General features: G+C 40.7%; 22 protein-coding genes. 11 read left to right on the forward strand and 11 right to left on the reverse strand.

Features of this window, described 5'->3' with window-relative positions:
• Positions 1-10: 10 nt before the first annotated feature.
• A complete protein-coding gene (gene ilvD, locus A3217_RS00195; RefSeq protein ID WP_066386549.1) occupies positions 11-1,813 on the reverse strand; it encodes a dihydroxy-acid dehydratase in 1,803 nt (600 codons plus the stop codon).
• Between the two features lie 166 nt (positions 1,814-1,979).
• On the opposite strand from ilvD, the gene A3217_RS00200 reads away from it, so the two are divergent.
• From A3217_RS00200 to A3217_RS00210, 3 genes are all read left to right on the forward strand, one after another.
• A complete protein-coding gene (locus tag A3217_RS00200; RefSeq protein WP_066386551.1) occupies positions 1,980-2,414 on the forward strand; it encodes a MarR family winged helix-turn-helix transcriptional regulator in 435 nt (144 codons plus the stop codon).
• A 180-nt stretch (positions 2,415-2,594) separates the two neighbouring features.
• Positions 2,595-3,662 carry a cytochrome-c peroxidase gene (locus A3217_RS00205; RefSeq protein ID WP_066386553.1) on the forward strand — a complete coding sequence of 356 codons (1,068 nt, stop codon included), beginning with the start codon at positions 2,595-2,597 and terminating at the stop codon, positions 3,660-3,662.
• A gap of 45 nt (positions 3,663-3,707) precedes the next feature.
• On the forward strand, positions 3,708-4,193 hold the full coding sequence (locus tag A3217_RS00210) for a hypothetical protein (RefSeq protein WP_156471804.1): 486 nt from the start codon (positions 3,708-3,710) through the stop codon (positions 4,191-4,193).
• 12 nt (positions 4,194-4,205) lie between these two features.
• Here the strand turns inward: A3217_RS00210 and A3217_RS00215 are convergent, their stop codons facing one another.
• The 9 genes from A3217_RS00215 to A3217_RS00255 are packed head-to-tail and all read right to left on the reverse strand — an operon-like array spanning position 4,206 to position 12,390.
• Positions 4,206-5,021 carry a hypothetical protein gene (locus tag A3217_RS00215; protein ID WP_066386561.1) on the reverse strand — a complete coding sequence of 272 codons (816 nt, stop codon included), beginning with the start codon at positions 5,019-5,021 and terminating at the stop codon, positions 4,206-4,208.
• A 12-nt stretch (positions 5,022-5,033) separates the two neighbouring features.
• Positions 5,034-5,471 (reverse strand): DUF268 domain-containing protein, encoded by a 438-nt coding sequence (locus tag A3217_RS09250; protein ID WP_335339534.1) that lies wholly within the window; start codon positions 5,469-5,471, stop codon positions 5,034-5,036.
• The gene (locus A3217_RS09255; RefSeq protein WP_231860243.1) at positions 5,414-5,914 is read right to left on the reverse strand and encodes a hypothetical protein; all 501 of its coding nucleotides are present in this window, start codon (positions 5,912-5,914) and stop codon (positions 5,414-5,416) included. The genes A3217_RS09250 and A3217_RS09255 overlap by 58 nt, the downstream gene beginning before the upstream one ends.
• Positions 5,915-5,972: 58 nt before the next feature.
• Positions 5,973-7,055, reverse strand: coding sequence for a type II secretion system F family protein (locus A3217_RS00230; protein ID WP_066386569.1), 1,083 nt, complete (start codon positions 7,053-7,055; stop codon positions 5,973-5,975).
• Between the two features lie 3 nt (positions 7,056-7,058).
• A complete protein-coding gene (locus tag A3217_RS00235; protein ID WP_066386571.1) occupies positions 7,059-8,501 on the reverse strand; it encodes a GspE/PulE family protein in 1,443 nt (480 codons plus the stop codon).
• A 43-nt stretch (positions 8,502-8,544) separates the two neighbouring features.
• On the reverse strand, positions 8,545-10,167 hold the full coding sequence (mshL, locus tag A3217_RS00240) for a pilus (MSHA type) biogenesis protein MshL (RefSeq protein WP_066386573.1): 1,623 nt from the start codon (positions 10,165-10,167) through the stop codon (positions 8,545-8,547).
• Between the two features lie 44 nt (positions 10,168-10,211).
• Positions 10,212-10,571 (reverse strand): hypothetical protein, encoded by a 360-nt coding sequence (locus A3217_RS00245; protein WP_066386580.1) that lies wholly within the window; start codon positions 10,569-10,571, stop codon positions 10,212-10,214.
• The gene (locus tag A3217_RS00250; RefSeq protein ID WP_066386582.1) at positions 10,568-11,107 is read right to left on the reverse strand and encodes a hypothetical protein; all 540 of its coding nucleotides are present in this window, start codon (positions 11,105-11,107) and stop codon (positions 10,568-10,570) included. The genes A3217_RS00245 and A3217_RS00250 overlap by 4 nt, the downstream gene beginning before the upstream one ends.
• On the reverse strand, positions 11,104-12,390 hold the full coding sequence (locus A3217_RS00255; RefSeq protein WP_066386584.1) for a hypothetical protein: 1,287 nt from the start codon (positions 12,388-12,390) through the stop codon (positions 11,104-11,106). The genes A3217_RS00250 and A3217_RS00255 overlap by 4 nt, the downstream gene beginning before the upstream one ends.
• Positions 12,391-12,725: 335 nt before the next feature.
• Between A3217_RS00255 and plsY the strand changes: the two genes are divergently transcribed.
• Both plsY and A3217_RS00265 read left to right on the forward strand, forming a co-directional pair.
• On the forward strand, positions 12,726-13,412 hold the full coding sequence (gene plsY, locus A3217_RS00260) for a glycerol-3-phosphate 1-O-acyltransferase PlsY (protein WP_066386587.1): 687 nt from the start codon (positions 12,726-12,728) through the stop codon (positions 13,410-13,412).
• A 21-nt stretch (positions 13,413-13,433) separates the two neighbouring features.
• The gene (locus tag A3217_RS00265; RefSeq protein WP_231860244.1) at positions 13,434-13,826 is read left to right on the forward strand and encodes a dihydroneopterin aldolase; all 393 of its coding nucleotides are present in this window, start codon (positions 13,434-13,436) and stop codon (positions 13,824-13,826) included.
• Between the two features lie 112 nt (positions 13,827-13,938).
• On the opposite strand, the gene A3217_RS00270 is transcribed toward A3217_RS00265, so the two are convergent.
• Positions 13,939-14,694, reverse strand: coding sequence for a hypothetical protein (locus A3217_RS00270; protein WP_066386588.1), 756 nt, complete (start codon positions 14,692-14,694; stop codon positions 13,939-13,941).
• Positions 14,695-14,787: 93 nt separating this feature from the next.
• Here A3217_RS00270 and folK point away from each other — a divergent pair, with 93 nt between their 5' ends.
• Genes folK through fliM form a run of 6 tightly spaced genes read left to right on the forward strand, consistent with a single transcriptional unit; the run spans position 14,788 to position 19,817 of the window.
• Positions 14,788-15,282, forward strand: coding sequence for a 2-amino-4-hydroxy-6-hydroxymethyldihydropteridine diphosphokinase (gene folK / locus A3217_RS00275; RefSeq protein WP_082807820.1), 495 nt, complete (start codon positions 14,788-14,790; stop codon positions 15,280-15,282).
• Positions 15,283-16,749, forward strand: a complete 1,467-nt coding sequence (flhF, locus tag A3217_RS00280) for a flagellar biosynthesis protein FlhF (protein ID WP_066386589.1) — start codon at positions 15,283-15,285, stop codon at positions 16,747-16,749.
• Positions 16,750-16,770: 21 nt separating this feature from the next.
• A complete protein-coding gene (locus A3217_RS00285) occupies positions 16,771-17,685 on the forward strand; it encodes a MinD/ParA family protein (protein WP_066386591.1) in 915 nt (304 codons plus the stop codon).
• A 39-nt stretch (positions 17,686-17,724) separates the two neighbouring features.
• Positions 17,725-18,054, forward strand: a complete 330-nt coding sequence (locus A3217_RS00290; RefSeq protein WP_066386593.1) for a hypothetical protein — start codon at positions 17,725-17,727, stop codon at positions 18,052-18,054.
• Positions 18,055-18,064: 10 nt separating this feature from the next.
• Positions 18,065-18,760, forward strand: a complete 696-nt coding sequence (locus A3217_RS00295) for an RNA polymerase sigma factor FliA (protein WP_082807821.1) — start codon at positions 18,065-18,067, stop codon at positions 18,758-18,760.
• Complete coding sequence (gene fliM / locus A3217_RS00300; protein ID WP_066386594.1) at positions 18,753-19,817, forward strand: flagellar motor switch protein FliM; 1,065 nt, start codon at positions 18,753-18,755, stop codon at positions 19,815-19,817. The genes A3217_RS00295 and fliM overlap by 8 nt, the downstream gene beginning before the upstream one ends.

Consider the following 19,817-nt stretch of genomic DNA (forward strand, 5'->3'; position numbering starts at 1 on the left):
AATCTCAAAATCACAGCTCTGTTTTAAGAACCGCGCCATTTGCGGCATTACTTACAAGTAAAGAGTAACGTTTAAGCCATTTGCTTTGTATCTCTTTTTTGATTGGCTTGTATTGCGCCTTGCGTGATTCTAGAGTTTTAGAATCTACAAGCAATTCTAAGCTCCCTTTTGAGACTGAAATGGCGATTTTATCGCCATCTTCAACAAGCGCGATTAGCCCACCTTCAGCAGCCTCCGGGCTTACATGCCCAATGCATGCCCCACGCGTCGCCCCGCTAAATCTGCCATCTGTGATAAGTGCTACACTCTCCCCTAAGCCCATACCCATAATAAGGCTTGTAGGACTTAGCATTTCTTGCATTCCCGGTCCCCCCTTTGGTCCTTCATAGCGGATAACTACGACATTTCCGGGCTTGACCTTGCCCCCTGCGATACCTTTAATCGCTTCATCTTGAGAGTTAAAGCATACTGCTACACCTTCAAATTCTTTCATAGATTCTGCCACAGCGGCGACTTTTAGCACCGAGCCTTGCTCACAGAGATTTCCAAAGAGGATTTTAAGCCCACCTACTTGTGAATAGGCGTTTTCGTTAGTGTGGATAATCTCAGTATCCGTGATTTTCGCGTTTTTAATCCGCTCACCGAGTGTCTCGCCGGTGATAGTGAGGGCGTCTAGGTGCAGAATAGATTCTGTATTTGTTTCATCATTCCCACAAATATTTTCTAATTGCTTAGAATCTTGTGTTTTTGTTGCAAGGGGGGACAAGGGGGCTTGAATTGCGAAGTCGCTCCCCTTATCCCCCCGCTTAGCCACTTCATGCATTACCGCTGAGACTCCACCCGCTCTATTAATATCCTCCATATGCACACTACTTAAAGCAGGGGCGATTTTAGCTATGTGTGCGACATTTGCAGCGATTTTGTTGATAGATTCTAGATTAAATTCCACTTCCGCTTCCTTAGCAATAGCAAGCATGTGTAAAATCGTATTTGTGCTTCCACCCATTGCCATATCTACGACAAAAGCATTATGCACAGCTTTTGCGTTTAAAATATTGCGGAATCTAAATTTCTCACTTTGCTTCTCATCGCATGTTATTTCAACAATTCTTCGCGCAGCTTTGCGTAATAGTTCTTCGCGCTCAGGAGTTAGGGCTAAAATCGTCCCATTCCCCTCTAATGCCACGCCCATAGCTTCACAAAGCGTATTCATAGAGTTTGCAGTAAACATACCGCTACAACTTCCACCTCCCGGACAAGCTTGGCATTCTATCGCGTGCAATTGCTTTTCATCTATCTTGCCACTCTCAAATGCTCCCACCGCTTCAAATGCGGAATTTAAATCCAAAATCGTGCCATCTTCTAGCCTGCCTGCTTTCATAGGACCGCCACTTACAAAGATTGTTGGCACATTCACGCGCAATGCTCCCATAAGCATACCCGGCACGATTTTATCGCAGTTTGGGATACAAATCATCGCATCAAGGGCGTGGGCGTTCATCACAGATTCTATTGCATCAGCGATTAGCTCACGACTTGGCAAGGAGTAAAGCATACCACTATGCCCCATAGCAATGCCATCATCTACGCCAATTGTGTTAAACTCAAAAGGCACGCCTCCAGCTTTTCTAATTTCTTCTTTGACAATTTGAGCATATTTATTTAAGAAAAAATGCCCCGGAATAATATCTATGTAACTATTTGCCACGCCAATAAAGGGCTTATTAAAATCCTCATCTTTAAGCCCTGTGGCACGCAATAAACTCCTATGAGGAGCCCTTTGGTAACCTTTCTTAATAATATCACTTCGCATAAAAGTCCTTATTGTGGTGTTGTTTAGAATCCGGCATTATAACCCAAAAACAAGCACGATACTCTCCTTTTAAAGATTATGCAAGATTCTATAAAGTAAAATAACTTTTTTTTACAATACTATTTTTATACTATAAAATAGCAGAAATGGCTTACAGGGGGGAAATATGTTTGAAGAATCCATACTTTTTACCTGTGCTAAACTCGCGCATTATATGAAATATAAATCAAAAGAAGTCGTGCAGATGACGGGCTTTAGCGATGGGCGTGAGATAGGGTTGCTTATGATTGTGGCAGAAAAGCAGGTTTCACAAATTAAAATTGCAGAAATGGTTGATACGGATAAAAACACCGTGCGCTTTTTTGTTGATAGGCTAGAATCTCTAGGGCTTGTTAAGCGACAAAAAAACCCAAACAATCGCAAGGAAAATCTTATCATTCTTACAGAACAGGGCAAGCAAAAGGTTGATGAGATTCTTCTGATGATGTTGGAGAATGAGCGCAAATTGCTCTATATGTATAGTGATGAGGAGATTAAGGAACTTTCAAAACTGCTAGCGAAGTTTTATAAAAGTATGGAAGAAAGTTGCGGGTGTAAATAAAACACAGGGCTTCTTAAGCGCGCGAATAGATTCTTAAAATTTGGCATTTTGAAAGTTTGCAATGAGATTCTTAAGATTTATACGAAGAATAATAAAAATAAAATATTTATTAATAAAAAAAGCTATATAATAATTTTTCTCTTTTATAAAATTTACAACTTCACGACTTAAGGAGCAACAATGAAAAAGAAATACTTACTAGCAGGCGCATTGGCGTTTTCTCTTGCCCCATTTTCTATCGTTCTAGGAGAGAATCTACCAGATGACGTAGCACTTAGGAAAATGGTATTAGATAATGGTATCAAGCCTTTTCCAAAAACAGCTCAAGAATTAAGCGCATTGGCTGAAAAAAGCGCGCCAGAATCTAAGACAAACAAAAGCACACCAGCAAAAGTCGAACTTGGCAAAAAGCTTTATTTCGACCCGCGCCTTTCTCGCAGTAACCTAATCTCTTGTAATACCTGCCATAATTTGGGGCTAGGTGGCGTGGATTTGGTCCCAGCGGCTATCGGGCATAAATGGCAGCCAAACCCAGAACATCTCAATTCTCCAAGCGTCTATAACAGCGTGTTTAATGAAGTGCAGTTTTGGAATGGTAGAGCCACGCATCTTTCTGAGCAAGCACAAGGACCTATGGAAAATCCGGTCGAAATGGCGTACGCAAAAAAAGAGATTGAAAAGCGTATAAACTCAATTCCAGCGTATGTTGATGAATTTAAAAAAGCATATGGAGCTAATACGAAAATAAGTTTTGAGCTTATCGCGGAGACTATCGGCGTATTTGAGCGCACACTTGTTACACCTTCACCTTTTGATGATTATATGAATGGCAACAACAACGCACTTAACAAACAGCAAAAAGAGGGCTTGGTGCTTTTCATCGATAAAGGTTGCGCGACTTGCCATAGCGGGATAAATCTTGGCGGAAGTATGCAACCATTTAATGTGGTGAAGGAATACAAATTTACTTCGCTTGGAGGCTTTAAAGGTAACGAAGATGGTATGGTAAAAACGCCTACATTGCGTAACATTGCGCAGACTGCACCATATTTCCATAATGGTGCGATTTGGAAGCTTACCGATGCGATTAAGGAAATGGGAAGCGTGCAGCTTGGCACTGATATAGATGATACTCAAGCGCAGAGTATTGCGGCTTTCTTGCGCTCACTCACAGGACGCAAGCCAACAATTGAGTATCCACAGCTTCCGGATTCTACGGATAACACCTCTATACCGACTTTTGATTGATTTTTGCAAAGCCCCTTTTGCTTGGGGCAAAGCCTACAAAATCCTATGCATAAAAAAATACAAGATTTTCTCTCCAAGCAATACACCTTGCATTTAAGCGTATGCGCTTCTTTCCAAGATTCTAAACTTAACAAAGATTGTAAATCTAAAAAAAAATGTGAATCTAGCGGAGATTCTAGTGTGCAAATCCCCTACACTGCGTGCTGTTTTTATGCTTTTGATGCAAGTGAATATGCACTTATTTTTAAAAGCGATTCTGAGACAAAGCATATCATTTATGCTAAAAATGCTCCAATAGTGGGCGTGAGTATCGCATATAGCAGTTTAAAGATCACGCATATCAAAGGCGCGCAAATCCGCGCGGAATTTTTGAGTGCCACGCAATCTCAAGAAGAGTTGTATTACAAAAAATTCCCTTTTGCTAAGGCACATCAAGGCTCACTTTGGCAACTTAGAATCGTATGGCTCAAATACACGGACAATACCCTTTTTGGTGCAAAGAAAATGGAATTCGTGAGAGAGAAAAATTAAAGTAAATCTTGGCTAGCGCACTCGCGGTTTTAGTTTGTTTGCCTTACTAAATTCTACGATTTTGCCGTGAAATCGCGCGAAAACTTGTGCTAAAGAAATATCAAAATCATAAGATTCTTTTCCTCGCTCCATTCCGCTTGTTACAAAGCTTTGCAGTCCTTCATAATCGTAAAATTCAAAGCCAAGCAATCCCAAAAGCCTTTGCGTGTAGGAATCCACAACCATTTCCTCGCGTTTAAGCGCGTAGTTTAGGATACTAGAGGCACTTTCCTGCCCTATGCCTTTTTGGGCGAGCAGCCACTCTTTTTCTACCTGCGCGCTAAAGGTTGCAAAATCCCCAAAATCCGCGATGAGGTTACGTGCAAAGAGTGTGATTCTCTGTGCTTTTTGATTGTGAAAGCCTGCCTTGTGGGTGTATTGCGCGAGCACATCAAGGGGCGTGTGAGTAAGAATTTCTAAAATCTTATCAGCAAAAATTTCTTGTGAAGTGTAGGCTAAATGTGGATATTGACACTGCGAAAATTGCGCCATATCAGGCGTAGAAATATCGTGCGCAATAATTTTGTAAAAATACTCATAAAGTGCAAGTTGTGCGCTGTGTGCGTTTTCATATTTTGTATTTTGTCCTAAAAAGCTTGCAATGCAATGCTCAAGGCTTGGAGCTTGAGAATCTTGTGCGCCTTTTAGCTCTATGCCGTTTTTTACCTCAAGCGAGCGCAAACTCGGCCACCACCAGCTATTTTCATCACCAACATAAAAATGTGCTTTGAGAATCTCAAACAAATCAAAGCCATTTGTAAGCGTTAGATTTTTTAAAATATCTTGCAAATTGAAAAACTCCTAAATTTTCACAAATTCAAAAAGTCCAGTGGTGCCGTTATTGTCGTATTCTGGTATAGAATCGAGTGCGTTTTGATTGATTTTAAGCTCATTAGATTCATAGCGCATAACATTTTTTACATCAAATCCATCAATGTAGCCAAACTCCAAAAGCTGCATAGAATCTAGTGTTTGGATAATGATTTCAGGGTGAAACACACGATGAGCATTAAAACACACCTTGCTTGTTTGTCCCACAGGCACGCTAAAATACAGCTTCCCGCCTTTTTTCAACACGCGTTGAAAGCTTTTGAGTGCTTGCTCCCACGCATTTGGATTGATAGGATCGCCATAACGTCCTAAACCAAAATGCTCTACGCTGCAAAGGGCTGAAAGGGATTCTATGCTTTCATCTGCGATGTTTTCGAGATTTGTCGCATCAGCGCAAATATATTCGATTCCGCCTTGGAATCTCTGTTTTGCCCCCCCCCCCCATTTACGCTTCTAGGCTCTTTGAGGAAGTTTGTATCAAAGTTATTATTCATCTTGCGAATATCAATAAGCACGATTTTTTGCTTCATTCCTAGTAAATGCGCGATAAATCCCGCCACATACGAACCTACATCATAATGCACGCTTGGCATATTTTCATACACCTTGCGCGCACCCCAAATATCTTGGATAAAGTATTGATTGTCTAGGCTTCCATTTGGCGCATATTTATCAAAGCGACAAATAAAATCATATTTTTTGCCAAGCTTAAAGCGTGTGTCAGTGTTGAGACACTCATACATTGCACGATCAGATTCTAGCTCGGCATCACTCATACCCTTATGCTCCTTGATAAATACTCGTTTGATTTGTCTGCCTATCCGACGCAACTCTCTTGGTATTTTATTCATTTTTGCATACTCCTTATTTTTGCGAAAGTTGGTCTGCCATTCTAGCAGATTTTGCCTCTTATGCAAGCGCGCTCGCACTCATATCCCACATAGGCACAAAAATCCCCAAAGCCAAAAGCAAAATCATTCCGCCCATAAGCAAGCTCAAAAGTGGCTCAAGCAGGTGTAAGAGGAGATCGACTTTTTCCTCATATTCATGTTTTTTGTTTTGCGCAATTTTTGAGAGAATCTCACCCAAACGCCCGCTTTTCTCGCCAACATTAAGAAGTGCGAGCGAGAGAGAATCTAAAAGTCCTAGATTTGCAAGCGCGCTATTTAGAGGTTGGGAAAGCTCGAGCAGGGGAAGCAGTTTTTCATAATGTTTTTTAAGCGCGCTATTTTGCACACATTCAATGCTTGGGCGCAGAGACTGCCCCAGACTTAGCGCGCCTTGCAACATACAAGAAAGCCCAAAGCAAAAATTATAAGATTCTTTTAATGTGATGAGTTCCCCAAAAAGTGGCAAGCGCAAAAGAAATGTATCGATATGATTTTTTACGTGGGTGTTTTTTTCATACGCTATACGCACACCAAGAATCCCACCTAGCGCAAAAATCGCGCTTAAAAGCCCAAAAGATTCAATAAAATTTGCCACCCAAATAAGAATTCTTGTGTAAATTGGCAATTCCACGCGTAGCTCATTAAAAAGCTCCAAAAATGGTGGCATCACAAAATAAATAATCGCTACAAACGCCCCAATGAGCGAGAAAAGAAGCATTGCAGGATATAAAAGCGCTTTTTTGGTTTTGGTGTTAAGCTCGGCTTTTGCACTAAATTCAAGCGCAAGCATTGAAGCGATAGCTTGCAAATCGCCACTTTTTTCACCAAGTCCTAGACTCACGCAGGCAAGATTCCCAAATATTTCCATATGGCGCGCAAATGCCATTTCAAGGCTTAGTCCATCTTGTAGCCTTTGGCAAATATCTTTCATAGTCGCCTGCAAGCGCGCACTTTGCACTTGTAACGCCTTCATACACTCCATCAAATCCACGCCAGAATCTAGCATCAAAGCCATTTGGTAAAACAGCGCACTAAGCTCCTTGTTTGAGACTTTTTGCAAGGAATAAGTGCGTTTCTTTAGAAATGAAAAAAAATCCTGCATATCCTATCCCCAAATGCGATAGAGCTCTTCTACGCTTGAAATACCCTCTTGCAAGAGCCTTTTCATCGAGTGCTCTTTGTCAAAAATCGCCCCCGCGCACTCTTTCATCTCATAGCTAGGCGCGTGGGGCAAAATCTCATAAAGTATCGTGCGCCCTGAAAATCCTAGATTTTTGCAATACGCGCAACCTTTTTGGCGATGCATTTTCCTAACACCCAAATGTGCCACAAACTCCGCATACAGCGCGCTAGATTCATAAAATGTGCTTGAGATTTCCTCCTTGCAGCGTGCGCAAAGCTTGCGCACGAGGCGTTGAGCGATGATAAGTGAAAGTGCGGAATCTAAAACCTCCATTTTCCCCCCAAGTCCTAGGATTCTCTTCATCGCACCGCGTGTGTCATTAGCGTGCAAAGTCGCTAGCACCAAATGCCCGGTAAGTGCCGCTTGCAAGGCAAGCTCAAGCGTTTGCTCATCGCGGATTTCACCTATCATCATCACATCAGGATCTTGACGCAAGCACGCGCGCAAGGCATCTTTGAAGCCAAAATTATAATCGCGATTAAGCAAAACTTGCGTAGAAAAATCTAACTGATATTCAATCGGATCTTCAATGGTGATAATTTTTTTACTCTCGCTCTTTAGGGATTCTAGCATTGCGTGTAAAGTGGTGCTTTTCCCGCACCCTGTGGGTCCTACAAGCAAAATTACACCGCTATTTTTACAAAGACTTGGCGTAATAAGTTGCAGGGCATTTTTGCAAAATCCCAGACCTTCAAGGCTTGTAATTTGAAGGTTTTGCTCCAAAATCCTAAGCACGAGCGATTCGCCTTGCAAAGTCGGCAGAGAGGAAAGCCTAAAGTCATATTCCTTTTCATCAAATTTTTTTGAAAAGCGCCCATCAAGGGCTTTGCGCCTTTGGGTCATATCAAGGGCGCACTCAAGCTTTAAGCGCGCAGAAAGAGCGTTAAAAAGTGGAGATTCTAAACTAAAAACTTTATGCAAGATTCCATCGCAGCGCGCGCGTATAATGGCATTTGAAGCATTTTGCTCAAAATGTATATCACTACTTTTTTCCTCAATGCAAGTTTGCAAGATAAAATCTAAAAGCAAGCAGACCTCTTTGGAATCTTTGGTGGCATTTTGCGAGGTGTTGTTTTGTAATAAGGCGAGTTTTTTGGAGAGATTTTCGCATAATTCAAAAAATCGTGCCATTTTAAGTGCGCGTGTGAAATGCACTTCAAAATCACTCAAATTTTTATATGCTACTTTTGCAAACTTTTTTTCTAAGGAGAAGGCGCGCACATTGGAATTTGCGTGAGAATCTAAGGTGTTTTCACAAACTGCGATGAGCGCTTCATTTTTTTCGTTTAATGCAAGGCAAAAACAGCGGAATTTTTGCATAAAAGCAATTTCTAGCGCACAAAGCGCGTTTTTTTCAAACTCCATTTACCCTCCTTTTTGCCTTTGCCACTTTTTGAAAGCCCCCGATTCATTGTACGAAATCAATTTCAGTCATATCTTCATTAAATTCCGCTAAGGCGCTTTGCATAGAATCCTCAGCTTTTTCAAAAAGTGCTCTTTGGGTGGAATTTGCGCTAAAAGATTGTGCGGAATTTGTCGGATTTATGATACTTGGTGTGATGATAATCACCATTTCTTTGGTGAGTTGCGTGTTTTTGTTGTAGCTAAAGAGGTATTTTAGAAGCGGAATATCGCCTAGTATTGGCAGTTTTTTGGTTTGTTTGATTTGAGTTTTGTCAATCAAGCCTCCCAAAACGATTTTTTGCCCATTTTCTAACGCGACAAGAGAGGAAAGTTGTTTTGTGGATAGATTTGGCGGGGAAGAAAGCGCGGTGGTTTGGCTTTCTACTGCATTGTCTTTGGTTTTGGTGATGGAGGGATTTATCTTTAAAATCACGCGGTTATTTTCAATGCTGGGCGTGACATCAAGCAAAATCCCCGCAAAAACTGAAGGGAAAGATTCTGCTGCATTTTGGATAGAAGTACCTTGCGTGGTAGTCTGAAAAGTCGTGCTTTGCTGGTAGCGCAGGACAGAGCCTACACTGATGATTGCTGGTTGATTATTGAGTGTGAGCACACGCGGATTTGAGAGCGATTCTACCTTGCCATAAGTTTGCAAAAATTCCACAATGCGCTCAATACTCACGCCTTGCGAAAAAACATTGATACCATAGGAATTTCCCGCACTTCCTAGCACCAAAGAGCTTGCATTCTCGCTATCAAGTGGTGTAGTCGCAAAGCTAAAAAGCCCAAAAAACTGCTCCCAATCCACGCCGTTTGTCTGCACATTACTATGCTCGATATTAAAAATATTGACATCAATAAGCACTTGAGAATGGATTTTTTGCTTCAATGTCTGGAGATAGTGTTCCACGCGCTCAATTTGATTTTTGCTCCCTGTGATTGTGAGGAGTCCCGCACCCTTATTGATAATAATATCCTTGCGGTTAAAATCTTTAGTGTTTTGAGAATCTGGCAAATACCAATCACCCGGGCGGTAGGCGATATTATAAATTTCATTCTCCAGCTCACCCCAAAAATCCATTTCATCGATTGAATAGATTTTCGTCCCACTTTTGCCATTGCCTAGCGTGTGACTTGCGGCTTTATTGAGCGCCATTTTATGCGCTTGTGAGTTGTCCTCCCAGCCAAATGCGCCCATTCCTGTGGTGTAGGGATTTTGATTGAAGAGCAGGGAGCCTTGAGAATCTTGTGAGAAAAATACATCTGTATTGCTTGAACCCACGCGTGCAGTGGAAATATAGTTGATGCTAAAGGTTTTTGTTTGCAAAGTAGAGACATATAAAATATTTTCTTTCAGGTCATAATGCAAATCATTTTGCGCAAACACCACTTCTAGCGCATTTTGCAAGGGTGCTTGTTGGAGGCGGATTTGTAGTTTTTTAGAATCTAAATGCTTTTTAGAATCTTGCAAATACACAAGGCTCATCTTGCATTCTCGCGCGATTTCTTCAAGGATTTGTGAGGGAAGCGCATAGGCGTTAAGCGTGATATTTTCACAAGTAAAAAGAGGCGAGCAAAGAAGTAGCACCTGCGAAGTGTAGTTGAAAAAAAATTTATTTTTAAACATTTTCCTTCCTTAAGTGATTGTGAGGTTTTGTGAAATAACTCTGTTTAAGAATCTCGTAAATACAGCCTCTCAGTCTTTTTGCCTCTTTTAAGTAAAACAGAATCTTGCGTGATTTCAAGCAGTGTGAAGTCCTTGTGCGCGCCTATTTCATACCAGATTCCATCAATAAGTGCTTTTTTGTTAATAATAGCTTCTAAATGCAAAGGCTCTAGTTTCTTGCTCTGTGGCTTTGTGGGTGGTTGAAGTGGCGGGATAAAGGGGTTGTGAATATGTTGCGCGGAATGAGGCTTTGGGGAGAAATTTTTTAAAAGTTCTTGCCTTGTTTGCGCGCAATTTGTATCGCAAGGGATTTGTGCGTTTGCTAGGTAAAGTGATGTGAAAAGCGCGATTTGTGGAAATTTCATTGTGGCAATCGCATATCTTGAAGTAGAGTTTCAAAAGCGATGTGTCCCTCATTTGTGGATTCTAAATGCAAAAAATCTAGGCTTATAAACTGCGCGCGCAAAGATTCTAGCTTATTGATAAATTCTACAACACGTGCAAATTCCCCACTGCCTTTAAGCGTGATAATATGCAAGCCATCATCACTAAGCTTAATTTCATAAATCTGCAAATCCTGCATAAAAACCAAAACAGAATTTAGATTTTCAAAAATCCCAATATGCGCGATTTGAGACATAAGCGCTTGTAAAAGAGCGTTTGCAGAGTGAAGGTTGTTAAGATTTTCTTGCGTGGCGTTTAGATTTGCGCTTTGGGAAAGTTCAAAATCACGCTCTTGGTTTGCGTTTTGCAAAAGCTGGTGATGAAGCATTTGAGAATCTCGCAATTGCGCACGTAATGGGCTAATTACAAATGAAAAGCTTAGGAAAAATGTGATAAGTATAAGGCAGATAAAAAGTAGGAGTTTTTCGCGTGGCTGGAGCTTGCGGGAGAATTTCATAATGTTGTGCGCGCGTGTTGGGATTTGACTTGAGAATCTAGCGCGCTAGATTCCGTGCTAAAATCTTTTTTTACGAGAAGTAAAATTTCAGCATTTGCAATAGTGTCTTTGTAATCTATGCGCGAGAGCGTGGCTTGAGTATGCGCAGAAGAGAGGGATTTTAGAAGTTTTGTAATATCGGTGTGTGCCTTTGCATTTGCTTGCATTTTAAGCGCTAGCATTTTTTCACCCCTTGCGATGCTAAAGGTGTCAATCCACACGCCCTGTTTTTGCAAATGCTCAAAAACATCACGCGTAATGGATTCTAAATGTGGCGCGAAAAGGTTTGGGATAAATGCGCTTTTGTAAGCAAGCTCTTTGTTTTGTTGTAGTGTCGTATTAAGCGTGTTTTGCAGTTCTTGCAAAGTAGAATTGAGGGTAGAATCATTTGTGCGTGCGAAGAGATTTTCATTTTGCAAGGAGTTGATAGTGTTTTGCAGAGAATTGAGCGTAAAGAAAAGCATAAGCGGATACGCAACACATATTCCAAAACAAAGAGTTATGAGGCTTTTGCGCGCAAATGAAAACTCTGCTGGGGCAAAGATTCCAAAATTTGAGCGCAAAAAATAATGCGTGTTTTTGAGCCTGCAAAGATACTCTTTAAATTCGGCAACTATGCTAAAAGGGAGATTGTAAGGGGTTTTGGTGCAAAGCTTTTCCACACAAAAAGGCAAAATAAGCTCTTGCAGAGAATCTAGCGCATAAAATTCCGCCTCACCAAAAAGTTGCTTGAGTGCCTCATATTTTTGCTCCGCCTCGCTTTGTCTGCATTCTTGCGTGCTTAAAAGCTTGCCATTTTGCACCACGCATAAAATCCCAAACGCGCCCACATACACAAACGCATTTTGCAGAATTTCACCTAAAAGCACAATATCCGCGCTCACAACTTCAAATTTTTGAGAATCTTTGCTCAAAAATGTAGGCAAAAAATACGCTTCGCATTCATAGAGATTCTCATCATAAAGGTGCTGATGTAGGGAAAAATAAAGCTTGTATTCATAATTTGCGTGCAATAAATTCCTAGCTCTCGCTTCTGCGAAAAGCGTATTACAAAGTGTGGGATTTGTGTCTTGAGAATCTAAAAAGTCTTGCAAAGAGGAATTTTTAGGAAGTGGCATTTCAAGGCGTAAGCGCGATATATCTCTAAAGCTTGCAATGGCGATATTTTTGTATTTTCGCGGTAGATTCTCTATCTTTTGTTCATATTGCGTATGCTGATAAAGGATATGTAAAACGCGCGCCATTTACTTACCTTTAGGAGTTGGTTTCTGCTTTTGCCTAGAGAAACCCTCTCCAAAATTAAAGCTTTAAGTTAAGATTCTAAAGCTGTAAGCTTGCTACAAAAACTTATTTCGAAGCAAACTTTAAATTTAAATAATAGTTTTCAAATTTAGGGGCGAAGTCTATAACTCTTAAACTTAAAACAAAATTAGCCATACCCCTTCCTTTAAAAAAAATACTTTCAAGTTTAAGCTAGAAATAAAATCCGCCTTGCTTTGCCACATTTAGCCAAATATTAAGCGCAAAAACGCAATAATTGCGCGCAAAAATTTAAATAACGCGCAAAAGGAGCTTGCAAATGAGTGTGTATGCGGAGCTATTTTCCTCGCTTGGCGGGATTTTGAGTAATGTCAATGTGATTTTTTATCTCTTGGCGTATGTGCTTGGGGGTATTCCTTTTGGGCTGGTGCTTGCAAAGCTTTTTTATAAAATTGATATTCGTTTGATTGGCTCTGGGAGCATAGGTGCGACAAATGTCTATCGTGCGGTCAAAGAGATTAATCCAAAAAGTGCGAAGATTTTAGGTGCGGTGGTGATTGTGCTTGATGCGTGCAAGGGGACGATTATGATTGCGCTTGCAAAGGTCTTTGGGCTTGGGTTTGAGGCGCAGTGGTTTATTGCGTTGCTTTGTGTTTTGGGGCATTGTTATAGTCCATTTTTGGGCTTTAAGGGTGGCAAGGGTGTTTCGACTGCTATTGGTTCGACAATTTTGCTTATCCCTATTGAGGGTGCGCTCGGACTTGTGGTGTGGGGCGTGGTTGGCAAAGTGTTTAAAATCTCATCACTTTCTTCCTTGCTTGGCGTGCTAAGCGGGATTATGCTAACTTTTATCGTGCCTCATATTTTGCCATTGCCAGATTCTATAAATATCCTTTCACAAGTGCATACACACATACCTGTGGTGCTTATAGGGTTACTTATCCTTTATACACATATCCCAAATATCAAAAAGCTTCTAAGCGGACAGGAAAGCAAGGTACTTTAGGTTTTGTGGGGGATTTAGGGCGTGGATTTTTATAAAATTTCACATAATATACAAAACACAAAAGAGTTTAAAAAAGAAGGCACACTTTTATGCCTTGAGGTTGAGAATCTGCGCTTGCAGGCAATCATTGGCATACTTGACCTTGAACGTATCACTCCACAAACGTTGCTTATTGATGCAAAAATTTTTTATTATTATAATGGTGAGTTTCTTGATTACGTGCGCATTGTGGAGTTTATCAAAAATGACTTGGTGAGCCAAAAATATGGCTTGGTTGAGGAATTGCTACTTTCATTAAGCGCAAAGCTAAAGGCAGAATTTAGCGAAATCCACAAACTCCACCTTTGTGCCAAAAAGCCCGATATTTTAGAATCTTGTATCGTGGGCGCAAGCTTGTGGAAAGAGTTTTGCTAAGAGTTTATGGTAAAAATTTATGGCATTTTGCAGAAATAATTTTACTTCGCCTCTGTTACTTCGTGCGTTTTAATTTAGCAGAGATTCTTAAAAAAAGTGCGCATTCAGAGCCTTAGCGCACTTTCTCATAAATGTATGGCACAGAGTTAATGCCTGCTTGCATTACCTTGTGATTGATATTCATCACGTCTGAAACATCAAGATTCTCATACTTTTTGGGGAGTTTGTAGTCTCTTTTATACACTTCTTGCAAAAAGGCGATTTTCTCATCATTGCTCTTAAACTCACCTACGCGCTCTTTGAGCATTGCCGCCTTTAGTACAGAATCCGCACCCAAAAATCCCACAGGTAACACATACACGCTAGAATCCTGCGTGAGTTTTTTAAGCCCTAGCATTTCGCGCTGACACGAGGGGCAATTTACATCAGCCACGATGTACACAATTTTATTGCTCTTATTTTGGGAATCTAGCACGATAAAATCACTCGTTTTCAAACTTGCAAAAAGATTTGCAATCGCTTCATTTGCAGGCTTTTGCGTGGCATTTTGTGTTTGTTTGATAGTATTTGAGATATTGATTGTGTCGTTATCATTAGTTGCAAAAAACACATTGCTCGCACCTAGCACCGCCTCGCCATCGCTACTTACAAAAAGTGGCACTTGCAAATCGCCTGCTTTTATGACGACAAATTTCACTTTATCCGTGCTTTGCAAATCTTCGATTTTTAGCACCTTGATTTGCTGAGAGGTTTTTTGCGTTAAAAGCTTTGTAATCTTTTGCTCCAAATCATTATCCGCGCTAAAGGCATTCACGCACCCGATACAACAAAACGCGAACAAAAATCTCATAATTTTTTGGGATTTCATAGCTTATTTCCTTTTTGGATTCTATAATTTTAGGCTTGCAATTGTAATTCTTTTTAGCAAACAATAAAGCACATATAAGGAAGCGTCAAGTAAATGTATATTCACGCAGATTCTCTCTATCCGTGCGTATTTTCAAAGCCACAAAAAGCAAAAAGCAAAAAGCAAAATTTCGTGCTTTTGGGCATTGGTGGGAATAAGCCAAAAACATTGCACGCTTTTTTTTACCTCTTTAAAAAACTTCGTGCGCACCCAAAAATCCGCACGATTCAAAGCTCGCCGATTCTGCATAATCCTGCCTTTGGTTACATAAAGCAAGCGGATTTTGAAAACGCGTTACTTGCATTAGATACGAGTTTAAATCTCAATGAAATCTATGCACTTATTTTTTATTTAGAGCGCATTTTTGGACGAGGGCGCGTGAGGGCGTTTAAAAACGCACCTAGAATCTTGGATATTGATATCATCTTTTATAACAAAGTGATTTTAAAGCGAGCTTATCTTACAATTCCGCACAAAAATTGGAAAGAACGCATAAGCGTGTGTATTCCAATGAGTTTTTTAGATATTTCAGTGATAAAAGGCGTGTAAATGGCAAAAAAACTCCATACTTTTGCAGGCGAGACTGCCGCGCATGCGATGCAAAAGGCAAAAGATGCGTATGGTGAGAACCTCCTTATTGTAGAGACAAAAGAAATTAGAAAGCGTACTTTCACCCAGCCCGGACTTTATGAACTTGTCGTGGAAGTAGAGGGCGAGGATACTACAAATGTTAAAAATCAAAATGATGAGCAAATTTCACCAAATAAATTACAACAAAAAATCGATGAAATCGCCCTAAAAGAGCTTGCTAAAAAGAGATTGCAAAAAAATAATCCCGGTGTAAGTTTGCAAATAAGCGATGTGGCACAGATTAAAAGTATGGTGGGTGAGGTGGCAAATATCGTGCAAAATGACTTGCATATCCCGCCGCAAAAGCCACGCGTTGCGCCTAAAAAAGTTATCACGCCTGCAAACCCTTACAGAAGCGCCATTGCAGAATCCACCACAGAATCAAGTATCAATCAAAAAGAACTTGATTCTAAGATTGAGGATATGCAGAGAATGCGCATTAACCAAACGCAGGCTGAGCGTGCGGAATTGCGTGAAATCCGCCAAGAGCTGGATAAAATCAATGACAAAATGAAAATTATCCAAAATATGTTTTGGGAAGAGCGCGCACCCGAAGGGCTTTCTATCCCGCAAGAATTTGCTGAAATCTATCGCCTTGCTAAAGCAAGTGGTATGAATAAGGAGCATTTAGATTCTATTATGCGCCTAAGTTTAGAACTTATGCCTTTAAGAATGCGCGAAAACTCCGTGACAATCAAGCGTTATTTTAGAGAAGTGTTGCGTAAGATGATTTTTTGTCGTTCCGAGAATCTGCCTTTGGGGCAAAAAAAGATTCTTATGCTTGTGGGTCCCACAGGTGTTGGGAAAACGACAACTTTAGCAAAGCTTGCTGCGCGTTATAGCATTATGCTAGAAAAGCGCCATAAGGTTGGGATTATCACCCTTGATACCTATCGGCTCGCAGCAGTAGATCAGCTTATGGCGTATGCGCGTATGATGCGTCTAAGCATTGATACGGTAGTAGAGCCTGATGAATTTGGTAAAGCCATAGATTCTCTGCGCCATTGTGATGTGATTTTGATTGATACAGCCGGACATTCACAGCACGATAGGCAAAAACTAGAGGCATTAAAAAGCTATGTGGATAATGACTATAAAATCGATGTCTCGCTCGTGCTTGCGCTCAATGCCAAATACGAGGACTTGCGCGATACTTACAATGCCTTTGGCGGTATGCTTGATATTGATACGATTATTTTTAGCAAGCTTGATGAGTCAAAGAGTTTTGGGAATATGTTTTCGCTCATTTATGAGACAAAAAAGCCAATTAGCTACCTTTCAATAGGGCAGAGTGTGCCAAATGATTTGATTTTAGCGACAAATGATTATTTGGTAGATTGTTTGCTTGATGGATTTAAAAAGCCAGAGGAAAAAGGGCTGCTCTAAAAAAGTCATCTAAGGAAAATTATGCCAAAGCCTCCAAAACACCAAGCTGCCGAGCTTGAAACACTTTTTCAAAAAAACAATAAGCGCAATTTCTCACAAACGCGCTTTATTGCTATCACAAGCGGTAAAGGAGGCGTGGGGAAGTCAAGCATTAGTGCAAATCTCTCTTACGCGCTGTGGAAGCTAGGTAAAAGAGTCGCGGTTTTTGATGCGGATATTGGCTTGGCAAATTTAGATTTAATCTTTGGCGTGAAAACAAAATACAATATTTTGCACGCGCTTAAGGGCGAGGTAAATTTTAGCGAAGTATTGCACACGATAGAATCTGGATTGTATCTTGTGCCCGGTGAAAGTGGCGAGGAGATTCTCAAATATGCCAACAGCGGGGTTTTTGAACGTTTTTTAGAGGATTGCAATATTTTGCAAGACTTGGATTATATGATTATCGATACAGGTGCGGGCATTGGCGGGGTGACGCAGAGTTTTTTAGAAGCAAGTGATATGCTTGTGGTGGTTACAATGCGCGATCCTTCCGCGCTCACAGACGCATACGCGACAATTAAGCTTAACGCAAAAAGCAAAGATGACATTGCCCTTATTGTCAATATGGCACAAAATGCCAAAGAAGCGCGCGCGACTTATGAGCGCATTAATGGCGTAGCGAAAGAAAAAATTACAAATTTGCGCTTGCATTATTTAGGCTATTTAACCCAAAGCGCGACAATCTCAAAAGCCACGCGCGCCAGAGAGCTTTTTTATAAAGCAGAGCCACTAAGCCCTTCAAAATTGCAAATTGATAGCATTGTTAGGCATTTACTTAATTTAGAATCTAAACTTTTTGCATCAAATGCCTCGCGCATTATGGAACAAAATATGCTTTCAGAATCCCAAAGCGCGTTTGGCTCTTTTTTTAGGCGAATGTTGGGCTATCTGTAGGATTTGCTAACACCATAATAAAGAGGATTGCAGAAAGGAATGAAACCTGATAATTATATGAGCTTTAGCATTGTTGCTGGGTTTTTTATTGGGCTGGCATTTTCTATTGTGAAGTTTGATGAGCCCGCATTTATGGTGATTTGGACGATTATTACAACAATTGGGATTTATCTCATTGTGGCAATGTCAGTCGCGCTGTATTTTTGGTTTTTGGACCACGAGAAATCAAGGGTGAAAAAAGATAAATTAGAAAAAAACCTCGAATACTATCGCTTAGAATTTGATAGGCGTGAGAAAGAAGCGGCAAAGATTAGCACTTTCTTAAAAAGCATAGAATCCGACCAAGAAGAAGAGAGTGCAAGTGCATAAAGGAGCGGTAGTGGAACAAAATGCATATAAACAAAATATCAAATATGCTCAAGATGAGCTAGCTACGCAATATCTCCCTGCTGTTAAGGCGATGGCATTTCGCCTGAAAGAGCGCCTGCCAAGCTCTATTGATGTGATGGATTTGGTTTCTATCGGCGCAGAGGAGCTAGTCAAGCTCTCGCGTCGCTACGATAGCTCGATTAATGACTCTTTTTGGGGCTATGCCAAAACGCGCGTAAATGGCGCAATGCTTGATTATTTGCGTAGCCTTGATGTGCTTTCGCGCTCAAATAGAAAGCTTGTCAAAAACATAGATTCTGAAATTTCAAAATATTTCAATGAGTATGAAAGCGAGCCAAGCGATGAGTATCTCGCAAAAGTGCTTAATGAGGATATACAAAAAATAAAAGAAGCACGCGTGGCAAGCGATATTTACGCACTTGTGCCAATTGATGAGCAGTATAATACCATTGTTGGTGATACAATTTTAGAGGATTTAGCCCAAGAAGAGCTTATTGAAATTATCTCAAAAATCCTTAGCAAACTAAGTCAGCGCGAGCAAATGATAATCCAGCTGTATTATTTTGAAGAATTAAGCTTGAAAGAAATTAGTGAGATTCTGGGTATTACGGAATCTCGCATTTCTCAAATCGCAAAAGAAGTGATTAAAAAAATCCGCACAGGACTAGGGGAAGGCAGTGGCTGATATTCTAAGTCAAGAGGAGATTGACGCGCTACTTGAGGTAGCCGATGAGGGTGCGGACGCCGAAGCGCTAGAGAAAGAAGATGTCCTCCATCAAAAAACGGTTACACTTTATGACTTTAAACGCCCAAATCGCGTTAGCAAGGAGCAATTGCGCGCATTTAAAAGTATCCACGACAAAATGACGCGTTCGCTTTCTTCGCAGATTTCAGCGGTGATGCGCTCAATTGTTGAGATTCAGCTTCATAGCGTGGAGCAGATGACTTATGGGGAATTCCTGATGAGTTTGCCAAGTCCTACGAGCTTCAATGTTTTTTCAATGAAACCACTTGAAGGCAGTGGTGTGCTTGAGATCAATCCTAGTATCGCGTTTCCGATGATTGATAGGCTTTTAGGTGGGAAGGGCGATCCGTATGAGAGCTCGCGGGAATTTAGCGATATAGAGTTGAATTTGCTTGATACCATTTTGCGCCAAATGATGCAAAATCTCAAAGAGGCGTGGAGTTCTGTGGCAGAAATTTACCCAAGCATTGATGCTAAAGAATCTAGCCCAAATGTCGTGCAAATCGTGGCGCAAAATGAAATTGTCATTATGGTAGTGATGGAGATAATTATTGGGCATAGTAGCGGAATGATGAATATTTGCTATCCTGTGATTGCACTAGAATCTGTGCTTTCACGCCTTGCGACAAGAGATTTGATGCTAAGTGATACAAGCTCGAAAAAATCGCGCAATAAAGAATTGCAAGCGTTAATCGCTGGGGCGAATGTGGTTGTTTCAGCCTATATTGGCGATACGACAATCACATTAAAAGAATTGCTTGATTTAGAAGTGGGAAATATCGTGCGTCTGGATAGGGTGGCAGATGATAGCGTGGTGGTAACAATTGATGAGAGGGAAAAATATATTGCCACTATCGGATTGCAACGTTATCGCAAAAGCATACAGATTAAGGAAATGATTGTTACCGAAAAAGACCAAGTCAAAGAAGTGCTTGAAGTGCTTGAAGCGCAGAGAAAAAATCGCGTCATTGATGTTGGACAAGAAGAAAGCGAGTAA

The organism is Helicobacter himalayensis, from assembly GCF_001602095.1.
Taxonomy (GTDB): Bacteria; Campylobacterota; Campylobacteria; order Campylobacterales; family Helicobacteraceae; genus Helicobacter_F; species Helicobacter_F himalayensis.